The organism is Billgrantia hypersalina (genome assembly GCF_052584175.1).
Genome location: NZ_JBMIQI010000012.1, coordinates 221,301 through 235,231, shown reverse-complemented (window position 1 = coordinate 235,231; position 13,931 = coordinate 221,301). Strand labels below are relative to the sequence as shown.

Here is a 13,931-nt window from a genome sequence, read left to right as displayed (position 1 = left end):
TGCAGCCGCGCTTCTCAGTGGTAGTGCTTGCTGCAGTTGGCGATCTCGAGCGCCATCTCGTCGTCTTCGCAATGGTCGGCGATGTCGCTCAACGTCACGACCCCGACGAGACTCTTCTCGTTCTGGTTGTTGAGTACCACCAGGCGCTGGACATGCTGTTCGTGCATGTTGCGCAGCACGTCCTTCACGTCCTGGTCCTCGAAAGCGTACAGCACCTCGGTCGTGGCGACGGAGCTCGCCTTGTCGTCCGGATTCTTGCCCTCGGCAAGCGCCCGAATCGTGAGATCACGATCCGTGACAGTGCCCATGATGCGGTCACCCTCCACCAGCGGCTCGAAGCCTGAATTGTCCTTGCGCATGCGCTCGGCAACTTGGCGAATGGTCGCATCGGACGGGCAATAATCGGGACGTCTGGTCATGACTTCGCGAACTTGCATGTCGCACCTCCTTTCCTATGACGCACGGTCAGGTCCGCGCTGCCCTGCTGGATCTATAGGGAAAAATAGTTCGCGACCGTGCCCGCATCAAAACGAACTCTGTCTTTGTTTTTTGCCATGGGTGAAGAGACGTTTCCGCCACATTGACGCACCGGGTTCGGCTGCTAGCTTTGACTAACGAGGCCGACCAACCGTAGCGCAACAACGATAACGACAGAGGGCCGCATCATGATGGGAAAGGACGCTTGCGCCTGGCTGCTGGGCGCGCTGCCACTATCACTTTTGATCACAATGCCCACCCTGGCACAGACGGACACCGAAGACCTGCCCCGCCTGGAAGACGCCGACTGCCCGACCGAGGCGCTGCGGGAGCTGGGCGCGACCTGCCATACCTTTCATGCCCCGGAGAATTGGCGCGAGCCCAACGGCAGCAGCGTGGTCATGCCCGTGGCCGTGATCGAGCCGGAAACCGACGCAGTACAGGCAGACGCTGAGGATCCGGAAGCCGACGACACGCTACCGGTGTACTTCTTTCCCGGCGGCCCGGGCTACTCCTCACTGTACAACCGCGAATATCTGGAACAGCTGCTCAAGGACGTGGGCGACCGCACACTGGTCACCATGGATCACCGCGGTTTCATCCATGCCGAACCGGCACTTGAGTGTCCGGACTATGCCGCGGTGTCACCCTATCACAACATCATTCATACCCCGGCCATCACCGCTTCGCTGGAACCGATGCACCGGCTGGGAATCATTACGTCGGCAGTGGAGGCTTGTTACAACAAGCTGAACGAGGAGGGGCACGACTTAAGCCAGTACAACAGTCACGCCATTTCGCGCGACGTGGACGAGCTCCGCCAGCTGCTTGGCCATGAGCGCATCGACGGCTTCGGCTCCTCCACCGGCAGCGGCACGCTGGCCTCCTTCATCCAATACCACCCCGAGAGCATCCGCGCCGCCATCTTCGGCTGGCCGTGGTTCAACCATCTGCGCAACCGCCCCCCGGTGGATGAGCTTTATACCGCCAAGCAGACCTTCACCGATACCCTGGCCCTTTGCGCCGCCGAGGACGAGGCATGTCGGGAAATGTTGCCCAATGGGATGCAGGCCTTCGATCGCGCTCGGCGCATGCTCGATGCCCGCCCCTACGTGACTCACGTCGCCACGCCCTACGGCCACACGGAGACGCTCTACTTCGACGGCGCCGCCTTCGTCGACACGCTCTACCTGATGCTGGCCTCGGACTACGCCGAACTGCCGAGCCTGGTGGCCGACGTAGAGGTCGGCGACTACTCGCGACTGGAGACATTCTTCCGCATCGACGACTACGACCCGGAGCCCGAGGCACCGAACTATGCGCTCGGCTATTTTCTCGCCCATGTCTGCAACGACATGGGCACGAACCGCCCGAGCCGTGACGATTCGATTGCCGCCGTCGAGCGCGAGCCAGCGGTACTCGGCTTCGAGCCGCCCTGGCTGTGCGCCTGGTGGGGAGAGGATGGCGACGTGCCGGCCGAGCACAACGACCCGCCCGTGAGCGAGACGCCGGCTCTGGCGATTCACGGCGAAATGGACCCCTGCTGCGGAACGCGCTGGAGCCATCACCTCCAGCGCACCATGCCCAACCTGCAATATGTGGAGTATCAGGCGCTGGGCCATAGCCCGGTCAACGCGTGCCGCTCGGAGATGATCCAGGCCTTCCTCGACGATCCCATGGCGGCAGTCGACGCCAGCTGCCGCGACGAGGTCGAGCGTGAGCCTTGGGTCATCGAACCCCCGAGGGGAAGCCGTGACGCGCCCGAGTGGTAAGTCATGCCCGGCGCGGCGCACGCAGCAGCCAGGAGGCCACAGCCACCAGCGATAGCGCTCAAGAATCACCACCACGAGCATCACCCGCGCGACCACCAGGGCGCATAACCCGATCCACTCCAGGCGGCCGAGCCAGGCCGCCGGCAGTTCGGCCAGCTTGTGCCAGAGATAGAGCTGCAGGCCGAATGCGCCGAACAAGCCATCCATCGACCGAGATGCCGGCGTTGCAGAATCAGCGCACCGGCTTTACGCACTCATCATCTCTACCCCGACCACGAAACGCCCGCTTTCAGCTCGCAGCCTAGCCAGGAGGGTTCAGGCTGGCCAAAGCCGGTCGGATCTCATTCGAAGGGATTAGCAATTGTTGCTACGTTGGTGGGCATGCCATCGGCAAAGGACAGGCTTGAGAATGCAAGGCTCCCGTAAACTTCTTACGTCGCTCTCCCATACCATACGAAACATCTCACTACTGAAGATCATGGGCGTCATGATCGCCAGCGTTCCGACGACAGCGCTGGCTCAGTCAGGCCAGGTCGGCCTGCCGCGGTTCCCCTCCATCAGCCCCGACGGTTCGGAACTCATCTTCAGTTGGCGCGGCGACCTGTGGCGCGCCTCGACCGACGGAGGCGAAGCGGTGCGCCTGACCCGTCACAACCTCGACGACCTGCATTCCAGCTGGAGCCCCGACGGCGAATGGATCGTGTTCGCCTCGATGCGCGATGGCTATCTCAACCTGTGGCGCATGCGCCGGGACGGCAGCGAACTTACCCAACTGACCCATGGCGACCAGCATCTGCGCAATCCCTCGTTCGGGCTCGACGCGCAGGGCGAGCCGATCATCACTTTTTCAGGGATGCTCGAGGCCGACGTCTATCGCGACCAGCGACCTTACCGGCTCCCACCCGAAGGCGGTGAATACGCCCGACTGCACGATGCCTTCGGCTCCGAACCGCAGCTTTCTCCCGACGGCCAGCGCGTCGTATTCACCCGTGGCGGGGCCTACCATGACTGGAACCGTCGCCATTACCGCGGTCCCGATGCGATGAACGTCTGGCTGCACGAGCTCGGCACCGATCGCTTCGAGCCATTGACCGAGCGCGACGGTGACGACGGCATGGCCCGCTGGGTCGACGAAGACACGTTGCTTTTCATGTCCGACCGCGAGGACCAGACGGTCAACCTCTACCGCATGGAGCTGGATGCCGAGCGCTCCATCGAGCGTCTCACCGCGTTCGCTGAACGCGACCTCCAGCATTTCGACGTTTCCCATGACGGCAGTACCGCGGTGCTGCAGGTCTGGGACACCTTGATGACGCTCGACCTGGAACAGCCCGATGCGGAACTCGAGCCCATCTCCCTGCGCGCCCCGGACGACGGCCGCGACCACCACACCTTGCGCCGGATCGACCGCGACGTCAGCGAGGCCGCCCTGAGCCCGGACGGCCAGACCATGGCCTACATCGCCTATGGCCGCGTCTATGTGCGCCATGTCGACGAGCAGAGCCCGACCCTGCTGGTCACACCGGGCACGCATGCCCGCCATCACAGCCTGGCCTGGTCACCCGACGGGTTAAGCCTCTACTTCGTCAACGATGCCGACGGCAGCGAGTCGATCTACCAGGCGCGGGTGACGTTGACCCGGGACGAAGTGCGGCGCAGCCATGAGCGACAGCGCGCCCGTGGCCAGGCTTCGAGACGACAATGGGAGGGCGACCCCACCGTCTCGCTCGTCTCGACCGCTCCCGCCGACGACCCCGACATGTCGGAAGACCCCGAGACCGATCACGACCCCGACCTGGCGGTGCGTGGCGAGGAGCCCGAAGATCCCTTTGCCCCGCAGGATCCCGGGTTCATTCTCGACCCTGTCCTGATTCCGCGGCTGGGCGAACCCACCGAAGTGCCAACACCCTCCCAGGAACCGCCAGTCGAGGTCGAAAGCATCCCCGAAGAGGAACTGGAAGAGGAAGTGCCGGAAGACCTACCCGCCGACCGCGACCCGACCCGCTGGCACGACGCCATTCAGTTCGACGTCAGCCCGGTGGTCGCCGAAGAGACCCACGATCGTGACGTCTCGCCTTCCCCCGATGGTCAGTCCCTGGCCTTTCGCCGTGGCCGCGGCGACCTGGTGATTCACGACCTCGAGAGCGGCGAGGAGCGTACCCTGGTCGAGGGCTGGGACAGCTTCCTGCACTGGCGCTGGTCTCCCGACAGCCGCTATATTGCCTACTCCCAGAACGATCTCGACTTCAGCGCCAATATCTTCGTGGTGCCGGCGGATGGGTCGGCGGAGCCGGTCAATATCACCCGCCACCCACGCAACGACCTCAGTCCGCGCTGGTCGGCGGATGGCCGCAAGCTGAGCTTCATCTCCAATCGCTCCGGCGAGAACTACGACCTCTATCGGGTCTATCTGGATCGCGAGATCGAGACGTACACGCCGCGTGAACTCACGACCTATTACCGTAACGCCCGCGAGGAGGCCCAGAGCCGCTCTCCGCTTCCGGTCACCCGGGAACGCGACGACAAGGCAGCGGAACAGGACCACGCGGAACTCGATCTCGAAGATGCCTGGCGACGCACCGAGCGGGTGACGGCCTCTCCGGCACATCAGACCGCCAACGAGATGACCCCGGGCGGCGATCGTTACGTCTTCAATGACGGCAGCGAAGGTCTGGTCGCGATGAACTGGGATGGCAGCCAGCGTACCCGCATCGCGTCTAGCGCCAACGTGCAACAGCTCAATCTGACCGGTGAGCAGGTCGTCTTCATCACCAACGGCCGTGTGGGTGTGGCCAACCTTTCGGGCAGCGGCTCAACGCGATACCTGGATATTTCCGACCGGCTGCGTATCGACTTGCGCCAGCAGGCGTTGCAGAAATTTCACGAGGCGGCCCGGATCATCGGCGAAAACTTCTACCGAACCGACCTGAAGGGCCTGGATTGGCCCGATGTGGTCGAGGATTATGCCTCGCTGATTCGCCGCACACGCACGCCCAGCGAGTTCAGCGATATCGCCAACCGCCTGATGGGAGAGCTGGCGGCATCGCACATGGGCGTGTCCAACCCAGGGCCGGTGTCGAGCCTGCGCGAGCCCTCCGGCCGGCTGGGTATCGAGACCGAGAGACTCGTCTCGCAGCAGGACGGCCGCATCGGGTTCCGGGTCACCGACGTGATACCCGAGGGGCCGGCCAGCCGGGGACCCATGCCCCTCGCCCGGGGCGATGTCATCACCGAGATCGGGCTGCGTCCGCTCGACGAGGACGAGACACTGCTGGAGCGGCTACGCGGGCAGGTGGACCAGGAGGTGATCGTCACCTTCGATCGCCCAGGCGACGGCGGTTATAACGAATACCGCACCATGCTGCGGACGGTAGGCCTGTCCGAGCTGGCCCGTTTGAAGTACGACGCCTTCCGCGAGGAGAGTCGGCGCCGGGTCGATGAACTCTCCAACGGCCGGCTCGGTTACCTGCACATCCAGGCCATGAACCAGACCTCGCTGGAAGGTTTCCAGGGCGACCTCTATGCTGCCGCGGTCGACAAGGACGGCCTGATCATCGACGTGCGCAACAACGGCGGCGGCAACACCACGGACCGTATCCTGACCTCGATCATGGCCGGCGAGCACGCCTATACGGTACCCGCGGGTGTCGACCGCGACGAAACCGGCCATTACCCCCAGGATCGCCTGGACGCGCCACGCTACACCTTGCCGATCAACATGCTGGCCAACGAGAAGAGCTACTCCAACGCCGAGATCCTGGCCCATGCCTTCCAAACCCTGGGGCGCGGCCATCTCGTCGGCGAGCAGACCTATGGCGGGGTGATCTCCACCAATAGCCATGTCCTCATCGATGGCGCCACCGTACGACGGCCCTTCCGCGGCTGGTACATGCCGAACGGCACCGACATGGAGCACAACGGTGCCAGGCCGGACCTGAGTATCGAGCAGACGCCGCAGGACGAGGTGGCCGAACGCGACCGCCAGCTCGAGGCGGCGGTGGCCGACCTGCTCGAGCGGATCGACACGGAGGAGTAAGGGTTGCCCCAGGCGCCTTGGCCCCGGGGCAGCTCAGTCGCCGTTCACGCCACGTTCGCCGAGGCCGTAGTCACGCTCGACACGGGCAATGCGCACATGGAACGCCGCATACCAGTCGCTGCGGCCGATTCGCTGCGCCTCGCGGTGCTCCACCTGCTGCTTCCAGCGACTGATCGCCTCGAGGCTATCCCAGTAGGACACCGTCACGCCCAGCGCTTCGCGTGCCGACTCCAGCCCGAGAAAGCCAGGCTGCTGGGCAGCCAGTTCGGCCATGCGCTCGGCCATCAGGCCGTAGCCGTTGTCCCCCGCGGTGCGGATCGAGGTGAAGATGACGGCGTAATAGGGTGGCTCCGGGGTTGTGGCTATGCGGCTCATGCGGCTCTCCCATTCAGTGATTCTTCACCCGCCATATGCGCCAAGCCAGCAGGCCGATGATCAGGCCGCCCAGCGGCACCAGGACGGCGGCAGCGGCCTGCGGTTCGATCTCGATACCCAGCGCTTTCAGGCTCTCCAGACCCAACTTGAACAGGCTGAAGATGTAGTAGCTTATGACGATGATCGAGAGCCCTTCCACCGCCTTCTGGATCTTGAGCTGGCTGCTCGTCCGCTCGTTGAGGCTACGGAGGATGCTGGTGTTCTGCTCCTCGATCTCCACCTGGGCACGGGTTCGCAGCAGGTCGTTGAGCCTGGCGGCGCTCTCGGCCAGCCCCCTCTGGCGCCGGTGGATAGCGGCACAGTAGTGCACCGTGGGACGAAACCGACGCAGGATGAAGGTCCCCAGCCGCGGGCAGTGATCGACCCGCCCCTCCCGGAGCTCCTCGATACGGGAAAAGACGATGCGAGCGTAGGCTTCCGTGGCACCGAAGCGCTGACGTGAGCGAGCGCCGCTGCGCTCCAGTCGCGCCGAAAGCTGCGATAGCGCGGCCAGAAGCCGTCGCGGGTTGGCCTCGGCCTGCTCGGCGTTGCGAACGGAGAGTTCACCCAGCTCGACCTCGTAAGCCTCCAATTCCAGCGCCAGCTCCTTGGCCAGGGGCAGCGAGAGCGAGGCCATCATGCGGTAGGTCTCGATTTCCAGCAGACGTCTCACCATGCGCCCCAGGCGGAACGCATTGAGGCCATGGTTGAGTATCAACAAACGATTGTATCCCGCGGCATCGAGGTGGAAATCGCTCCATACCGTGGCGTCGCCGCCGCCGACCTGCGAACCGGCCGGGTCGTTGAAGCCGTAGGCTTCGGCGCTACCCAACCAGGCATCGCCCTCCTCCACCAACACCAAGGTGGCGTTGATCAAGGCTGCCTGGTGCGTCTCGACGACCTTCGCCAACGCTACTGGCGCGTTGGTCCAGGGCTCGCTCCCGACCACCTTGGGCACCAGCAGCGTCAGGGTGGAAAACTCGGTGTGCCGCTCCCACTTCAACACCATGCCATGGAAGGTCAGGATTTGCTGGGCCGCCTCGGCATTGCAGGCGATGCCAGTCGCCTCCCCCAATTGCGCCAGCATGGCGGCGTGCGCCTTTGCATCGATGAAGAAGGCGTAGTGGTAGAGGTGTGCCGGCTCGGAAAAGTAGATTGAGGGGCGTGCGTGCAGCTCGTTGTGCAGTCGTTGTCGTTGTGGGTGCATGCCAGGGCCTGAAGAGAGGGTTATCCCTTAAGACTAAGGTCTAAAAGACCCAGCGCCAACCCCGGCTCGCCCTGTCGCGCCACTTACTGGAGTCGCGTCAGGGGGCGACAGCCACATCGCCTTCGTCGTACTCGTAGGCAGCCGTATCCTCGGCCAGCATTTCGAGAGGCACGGGCTCCTGCATGAAGCGGGCCATCCAGGCCAGGGCATTGGGCAGACTGGCCCGCCAAACGCGCCAGGTATGCCCCCCATTGAGCACTTCCAGGGTCACCAGGTCGGGCTGATACGGGGCAAGCGCCTGACGCACGACTCGAGCGTGGTGCTCCGCATTGTACCTGTCACGATGACCGGCGCTGAGATAGAGCGGCACGACCCAGTCCCCCTCGAGGTATTCCTCCAGGTGTGCGGTATAGTTGCGACGCTTCCATAGCTCGGTGTCGAAATTGCCCGCTTCGTCGAGGAAGGCGGGATGCCGCCACGCCGAGGAGCGCTGCGGCGGCAGCGGATGATAGCTTGCCGGGCTCAGGGCCGCGGCGGCAGCGAACAGGTCCGGACGCTCCAGCAGAAAGTTGAGGGTGCCGTAGCCGCCGGCGGAGAGGCCGGCGATCGCGCGCCATTCGCGTAGCGGAACGACCCGCCAGGTCGCTTCCACGTAGGGCATGAGCTCGTCGAGAAAGGCCGAGCGCGCCGCTTCGTTGTGCCCGTCGATCCACCAGCTTTCGCTGCTGGGCATGACGATGACCATGGGCGGGATGAGGCCCTCACGAATCATGCGATCGGCAGTTTGCTTGAGTTGGCCGCTCTCGACCCAGTCCCTTTCGCTGCCGAACGAGCCGTGCAGCAGGTAGAGGACGGGATAGGCCAGGTTCGACTCGCGATAACCTTCGGGCAGGTAGAGTGCGTAGGGATAGTCCCGCCCCAGCACCTCGGAAGAGAAGCGATGATAAATCACCTCGCCAGCCTGCGACTTCCCTCCCCATAGCAGCGCAAGGCCCAACACGGCGGCAATGGTATGTTTGAGTGCCATGGCACGGATCTCCTTGTGCCGGTTCCATCGTAAGATATTAAGTCTGTTAAGGAATCTTTCCGTCTCGTTATGGTCCGACATCGTGTCGACGGTCGATGTTCCTTGCACAGGGAAGGCAGGCGCTAACATGAAGCGGATCGAAGAAATCTATTGGCTACGCTTTTACGGCTGCCTGGCCGTGTTCAGTTACCACTTCCTCGACCGGCTCAACCAGCATATCGACAACGTCTATGTCGACCTGGCGCGAATCCCTACCGTGCTCGGCACGCCCATCTTCATCTTCATCTCGATCTTTCTGTTCTCGATGCGCTACGGCAATCGTCCCCCGTCGGGTTTCCTGGTCAAGCGCCTGCAGTACGTGATGGTGCCCTACGTCGTCTACGGCCTGATCTACTCGTTGACAAGTTACGTGAACCTGCGCCGGGAAGGCGTACCGGTGGACCTGTTCGCCACCCTGACCGAGTATCTGGTCTTTGCCGGCTGGCACGGGTACTTCCTGATCATTGCCATGCAGTTCTACGCCTTTTACTGGCTCTACTGCCGCTATGCTCTCGAGCGTTGGCTACCCCCCGGCCCCTGGCTGGTGATCGGCAGCTTGATCGGCATTGCCTACTGGGGATTGACTCGCCATTTCGGCATCGAGCCCCCGGGCTATCTGCTGTGGATCGCCCCGCTCGGCTGGATCTACCTGTTCTTCCTCGCCATGCTGGTCGTGCATCACTACCCCCAGCTCGCCCCCGGACGGCTGAAGGAAGTGCCCTGGCTCAAGTGGCTGTCGCGACCGGAGCTGCTGCTGGCCTATGTCGGCGCCATCGTCCTGTTCACGTTGTTTAGCCACTTGGAATACTCCTCGAAGGAAACCTGGGTGGTGCCCTTCTTCATCCTGTTCACCCTGTTTACCGTCACCCGATTAAGAAGCGTGAACGCCACGCCGCTGGTCAAGACGGTCAACCGCTATTCGTTCGGCATCTACCTGGCACACCCCATGTTCTTCGCCATGGTGGATTTCGCCGACGAATTCATGAACTTCACGTTGCTCACTTATTCCCTGGCCTTGATCGTGGTGGGGATGGCCGGCTCCATCGGACTGAACCGGATCGCCAATGGCATACCCGGCGGCGGCATGCTGTTCGGCAAGACCCTGCATGTTCCCGAAGCGCGGCAGACGTCACGCGCCTCAGTGCGCTAGGCTATGCCTGTCCTTTGCGAACAGGAGCTTTGTTTCCATGAGTGGCGCTATTTCGCTTGTCATCGTACCGGTAGACGGCTCTCCCGCAGCGAATGCCGCAACGCGTCATGCCGCCCTGCTTGCCCACCTTCTGGAGGCTCGCCTGCAACTGGTCCACGTCATGCCCCTCAACCCCGCCGAGCTGAGCGACGTGCCGGCCAATCGACAAGCCGAGATGGATCGCGATCGCTCCCTGCGCCTGGCAGCGGCGAAGGATGCCCTTTCCAGCGCCAGAGCGGCTATTCCCCCTACGCTGGCACCGGCGCCGCAAGAGATCACGCTGGAAGAGGAGGGTTTCGTGCGGCACCCGGCCCGCGCCATCCTCGACCATGCACGCAAGCAAGAGCGCTGCTTGCTGGTCGTGGGGGCACGGCATTCGAGCGACTTCGGCAAGCTCGTGGAAGGCAGCGTCAGCAATGAATTAGTGCATAAGGCCACCTGTCCGGTCACGGTCGTCCACCCCGAGATGGCCGACGAAACCGGAGAGCGCATCGGCAAGGTGCTACTTCCAGTCGATGGTTCCCCGCACTGCGATCGCGCTGCCGGGCTGGCAGGGGAACTGGCCCGTAGCGCCGGTGCCACGGTGGAACTGCTGTACTGTCGGCCGGCAGGCGCTCTTCCGTTCCAGGAAGGGGAGTCGGACGAATCCGAGCATGTCTTCGACCAGGCGCGCCAGCACCTGGGCGAGATTCCGGCCGGGGTCGCAACCCATTGTCTGGAGGGGGAACGCTACGCGGAAGTCATCATTAACTTTGCTCACGGCCTGTCCGATAGCCCTGTCATCGTTATGGGGCGCAGAGGGCTAGGAACCTGGCGTGAGAAATTGCTGGGCAGCGTCAGCCATCGCGTCATCGACCTGGCTCACTGCCCGGTTACCGTCACGGTGTAGCGATACCCTGCCGGACGACACTCAGCGGATCGGGTTCAACGCCCGCGTTCGTAGGCCGACTTGAGGCGATAGAACTCGGCGACGATCTCGTCCATCGCCGCTGCGTCGTAATCGCTCAGGCCACTGACGACCAGCTTTTTCGAACCGCTGCCCACGGCCTCGCCGCGGTCGACGATACGAAACTCGAGCTTCACGTCGCCGCGCTTTCCCGCAACGTCCAGCCTCGAGTCGACCAGCTCCAGGGTCGGGTCGACCAGGTCGACTCGATCGAGTGAAAAACCCATGCTGTCGTAGATCACCAGCGGACGCTTGGGATTGAACATTACGCCCTTTTCCTCGAGCAACGGCTTGAGAACATGGGGGAAGTTCTTGCCGGAAAACGCCACGTAGCAGCGCGTAAAGGCCTCGATGACGGATTCGTCATGGTTCGTCGCGCCATTCCGGCTCACTTCCAGGTACTGCTTCCCCTCGTCGTCGCTGACCGTGACCTGCCCCTCGGCTCGTTCCTCCAGGCAGAGCAAGGTGCCGTCTCCCACCATGCTGCGAAAACGAAAATCCATTCGCTGCGAGAGACCGAACCGACTCAGCACCAACGCGAACAGAAGATCGCCTGGGACGCAGAAGCGTCGGGCGTCCGCATCGTGTATCGGATTGAAATCTCCGGCGATGCGCTTGGCGAAATCGCTGGCCTGCTGCGCCGTAATGCAGACCCGCGAGCCCGCTTGCGTATGGTAGGAATCGAGAAACATGGGAGTTCTGGCCTGTCCTTGGTTGGAATGCCTCAGAATAGTGATGATGCCATACTTTACCTAGGTGAGGTCACTTCAAGCCGGACGGGGCAATATCGCGGGTTGCCCTCACCCTGGGTCGTGTCGTCGCTTTCGCGTTCTCGGGCTTCGCTCCTGCCGCGGCAATCCTACGTTGAATCTATGTTACCGTAGTCACACGAAACAACTGGCATCATGGGGGCGCGTGGCCAACGCCTGCGCATGTCATCCTTGTGAATCGTCAGTAGTGTGCAACGACACCCAGCGGCTAAAGTACGATACATAATCATCAGGGAGCTTGACATTGCCGGGCATGAGCGTTGCCGCCCGCAATGGCTCGGGGGATAACATTATCGATACGCTCGTGAAGTCCTGGCTGACCATCACCGTCACCGGGCCAGGCATGGGGAGAGTCCTGCCGGACCGTGCCGTGTCCTTGTCGCTCATGTCTCTCACCATGCCGATTCGGCAAGCCCTTTGGAAAGGTGGCGCGTGGCTGGGCTGACGCGACTGTTGCTGCTGCCGTTGGTGCTGGCTCTTTTCATTCCCGCGGCCCATGCCGATGAGCCGCGGGTCATGCTGATCGGCCACCCGCAGGTAGCCAATTCCACACTGACCCGCGATACCGCCCGGGCCATCTTTGCCATGCGTCAGCGCAGCTGGCCCGATGGCCAGGCCGTTCGCGTCTTCGTGCTGCCCAATAACCATCCCGTACACGCACGCTTCGCCAAGGAGCGGCTCACCGTCTATCCCCATCAGCTTCAACTGGCCTGGGATCGCATGGTGTTCTCGGGAACGGGGCAGGCACCCAATCAGGTCAGAAGTCAGTCAGAGATGCTGGAACGCGTCGCCGCCACGCCCGGCGCCCTTGGGTATCTGGAGAGGGAGTATCTGGATGATCGTGTCCAAGTCATTACCATGGAGTAGCCGCCTCTCACGTCCCATGCTGTTGGCTCTGGCACTGGCCTGGGCCCCCATGGCGGCGGCGGAAGACCTCATGGAGACCCTGCAGCTGCATGGCTTTCTCAGCCAGGCGCTGGTCATCACCGATCATAATGACTTCTTCGGCCCCAGCAGCAGCGGAGGCGGCAGCATCAAGTACACCGAAATCGGTGCCAACGCCTCGCTCCGGCCTCGCCACGACGTACTCATCGCCGCCCAGGTGCTGAGCCGTCGAGCGGGTGGCGATGGAAGTGACGCACGGCCGGTTCTCGACTATGGGGTCGTCGACTATCAGCCGCTCACGAATCAGCAACGCACCCTGGGCATACAGGTGGGCCGCTTCAAGAATCCCTTCGGCTTCTATAACCAGACGCGAGATGTCGCTTTCACGCGCCCCAGCATCCTCTTGCCACAATCCATCTATTTCGATCGTACGCGCTCGCTCGGGCTCGCGGCGGACGGCATTACCGCCTACTACGAGGAGCGCGTCCCCACGGGCACGGTTCGCGCCCAGGTCGGGGCGGGCGATACCCAGACAGGCGACGACCTGCGCCGCACCATGCGTCTGGAGAACACACCCGGCTCCCTGGAGCCGAGGCTCTCGGCCATCGGCCAGCTGCGCTATGAACACGATGGTGGGCGCGTGATCGCCGCCATCAGTGCCGCCAGCGCGAGGGCACGCTTCGAGTCCGGCATGCCCGGCATGAGAGATGGAGACTTCCATTTCCGCCCCTGGATCCTCTCGCTGCAATACAACGCCGAGCTGTGGAGCCTCACAGGGGAATATGCGCTGCGCACGTCCACGCTTCAGGGATTTGCCAATCCTTTCCTCAACTTCGACGTTACCGGGGAGAGCTGGTACGTACAGTACACCCGCCGCTTCAGCGACAATTGGCAATGGCTGGTGCGCTACGACAGCCTGGTCAACAATCGCGACGATCGGTCGGGGAGCCGGTACGAGGCCATGGGGGGCGGCCCGGCCCATACGCAGTATGCCGATGACCTGACCCTGGGGCTGCAGTGGAACGTGACGCCTCGGGTCCTGCTGTCCGGAGAGTATCATCACGTCGATGGCACAGGCTGGCTGCCATTGCATGACGAGCCGGAACCCAGCGAAACCCGCCGGCGCTGGAACATGGTGCTTTTCCAACTCTCGCTGCGCTTCTGAACGA

Annotated in this window: 12 protein-coding genes; 6 read left to right on the top strand and 6 right to left on the bottom strand. The window is 63.1% G+C overall.

Annotation, left to right across the window (positions count from 1 at the left end):
• Window positions 1-14: 14 nt before the first annotated feature.
• Window positions 15-437 carry a CBS domain-containing protein gene (locus ACOJCM_RS11940; protein ID WP_445212266.1) on the bottom strand — a complete coding sequence of 141 codons (423 nt, stop codon included), beginning with the start codon at window positions 435-437 and terminating at the stop codon, window positions 15-17.
• Between the two features lie 228 nt (window positions 438-665).
• On the opposite strand from ACOJCM_RS11940, the gene ACOJCM_RS11935 reads away from it, so the two are divergent.
• On the top strand, window positions 666-2,249 hold the full coding sequence (locus tag ACOJCM_RS11935) for an alpha/beta fold hydrolase (RefSeq protein WP_445212265.1): 1,584 nt from the start codon (window positions 666-668) through the stop codon (window positions 2,247-2,249).
• A 409-nt stretch (window positions 2,250-2,658) separates the two neighbouring features.
• The gene (locus ACOJCM_RS11930) at window positions 2,659-6,285 is read left to right on the top strand and encodes a S41 family peptidase (protein ID WP_445212264.1); all 3,627 of its coding nucleotides are present in this window, start codon (window positions 2,659-2,661) and stop codon (window positions 6,283-6,285) included.
• Window positions 6,286-6,318: 33 nt separating this feature from the next.
• Here the strand turns inward: ACOJCM_RS11930 and ACOJCM_RS11925 are convergent, their stop codons facing one another.
• The 3 genes from ACOJCM_RS11925 to ACOJCM_RS11915 all read right to left on the bottom strand — a co-directional run bounded on the left by ACOJCM_RS11925 (window position 6,319) and on the right by ACOJCM_RS11915 (window position 8,933).
• Window positions 6,319-6,660, bottom strand: coding sequence for an antibiotic biosynthesis monooxygenase family protein (locus ACOJCM_RS11925; RefSeq protein WP_445212263.1), 342 nt, complete (start codon window positions 6,658-6,660; stop codon window positions 6,319-6,321).
• 13 nt (window positions 6,661-6,673) lie between these two features.
• Window positions 6,674-7,906, bottom strand: coding sequence for a DUF3422 domain-containing protein (locus ACOJCM_RS11920; RefSeq protein ID WP_445212262.1), 1,233 nt, complete (start codon window positions 7,904-7,906; stop codon window positions 6,674-6,676).
• Between the two features lie 97 nt (window positions 7,907-8,003).
• Window positions 8,004-8,933 (bottom strand): alpha/beta hydrolase, encoded by a 930-nt coding sequence (locus ACOJCM_RS11915; RefSeq protein WP_445212261.1) that lies wholly within the window; start codon window positions 8,931-8,933, stop codon window positions 8,004-8,006.
• A 127-nt stretch (window positions 8,934-9,060) separates the two neighbouring features.
• On the opposite strand from ACOJCM_RS11915, the gene ACOJCM_RS11910 reads away from it, so the two are divergent.
• Together ACOJCM_RS11910 and ACOJCM_RS11905 are read left to right on the top strand one after the other, a co-directional pair.
• On the top strand, window positions 9,061-10,122 hold the full coding sequence (locus ACOJCM_RS11910; protein ID WP_445212260.1) for an acyltransferase family protein: 1,062 nt from the start codon (window positions 9,061-9,063) through the stop codon (window positions 10,120-10,122).
• Between the two features lie 37 nt (window positions 10,123-10,159).
• The gene (locus tag ACOJCM_RS11905) at window positions 10,160-11,050 is read left to right on the top strand and encodes a universal stress protein (protein ID WP_445212259.1); all 891 of its coding nucleotides are present in this window, start codon (window positions 10,160-10,162) and stop codon (window positions 11,048-11,050) included.
• A gap of 35 nt (window positions 11,051-11,085) precedes the next feature.
• Here ACOJCM_RS11905 and ACOJCM_RS11900 read toward each other — a convergent pair whose 3' ends face one another.
• Entirely contained in the window at window positions 11,086-11,799 is a 714-nt protein-coding gene (locus tag ACOJCM_RS11900) for a DUF3581 domain-containing protein (RefSeq protein ID WP_445212258.1), read from the bottom strand.
• A gap of 243 nt (window positions 11,800-12,042) precedes the next feature.
• Window positions 12,043-12,264: a hypothetical protein gene (locus ACOJCM_RS11895; RefSeq protein WP_445212257.1), complete on the bottom strand. Its 222-nt coding sequence runs from the start codon at window positions 12,262-12,264 to the stop codon at window positions 12,043-12,045.
• A 45-nt stretch (window positions 12,265-12,309) separates the two neighbouring features.
• On the opposite strand from ACOJCM_RS11895, the gene ACOJCM_RS11890 reads away from it, so the two are divergent.
• On the top strand, window positions 12,310-12,744 hold the full coding sequence (locus ACOJCM_RS11890; protein ID WP_445212256.1) for a hypothetical protein: 435 nt from the start codon (window positions 12,310-12,312) through the stop codon (window positions 12,742-12,744).
• Window positions 12,713-13,927 carry a hypothetical protein gene (locus tag ACOJCM_RS11885; protein WP_445212255.1) on the top strand — a complete coding sequence of 405 codons (1,215 nt, stop codon included), beginning with the start codon at window positions 12,713-12,715 and terminating at the stop codon, window positions 13,925-13,927. The genes ACOJCM_RS11890 and ACOJCM_RS11885 overlap by 32 nt, the downstream gene beginning before the upstream one ends.
• Window positions 13,928-13,931 lie beyond the last annotated feature (4 nt).

Coding starts and splice junctions, on each gene's coding strand:
- ACOJCM_RS11940 (WP_445212266.1), bottom strand. CDS start 437: ATGCAAGTTCGCGAAGTCATGACCAGACGTCCCGATTATTGCCCGTCC.
- ACOJCM_RS11935 (WP_445212265.1), top strand. CDS start 666: ATGATGGGAAAGGACGCTTGCGCCTGGCTGCTGGGCGCGCTGCCACTA.
- ACOJCM_RS11930 (WP_445212264.1), top strand. CDS start 2,659: ATGCAAGGCTCCCGTAAACTTCTTACGTCGCTCTCCCATACCATACGA.
- ACOJCM_RS11925 (WP_445212263.1), bottom strand. CDS start 6,660: ATGAGCCGCATAGCCACAACCCCGGAGCCACCCTATTACGCCGTCATC.
- ACOJCM_RS11920 (WP_445212262.1), bottom strand. CDS start 7,906: ATGCACCCACAACGACAACGACTGCACAACGAGCTGCACGCACGCCCC.
- ACOJCM_RS11915 (WP_445212261.1), bottom strand. CDS start 8,933: ATGGCACTCAAACATACCATTGCCGCCGTGTTGGGCCTTGCGCTGCTA.
- ACOJCM_RS11910 (WP_445212260.1), top strand. CDS start 9,061: ATGAAGCGGATCGAAGAAATCTATTGGCTACGCTTTTACGGCTGCCTG.
- ACOJCM_RS11905 (WP_445212259.1), top strand. CDS start 10,160: ATGAGTGGCGCTATTTCGCTTGTCATCGTACCGGTAGACGGCTCTCCC.
- ACOJCM_RS11900 (WP_445212258.1), bottom strand. CDS start 11,799: ATGTTTCTCGATTCCTACCATACGCAAGCGGGCTCGCGGGTCTGCATT.
- ACOJCM_RS11895 (WP_445212257.1), bottom strand. CDS start 12,264: ATGAGCGACAAGGACACGGCACGGTCCGGCAGGACTCTCCCCATGCCT.
- ACOJCM_RS11885 (WP_445212255.1), top strand. CDS start 12,713: ATGATCGTGTCCAAGTCATTACCATGGAGTAGCCGCCTCTCACGTCCC.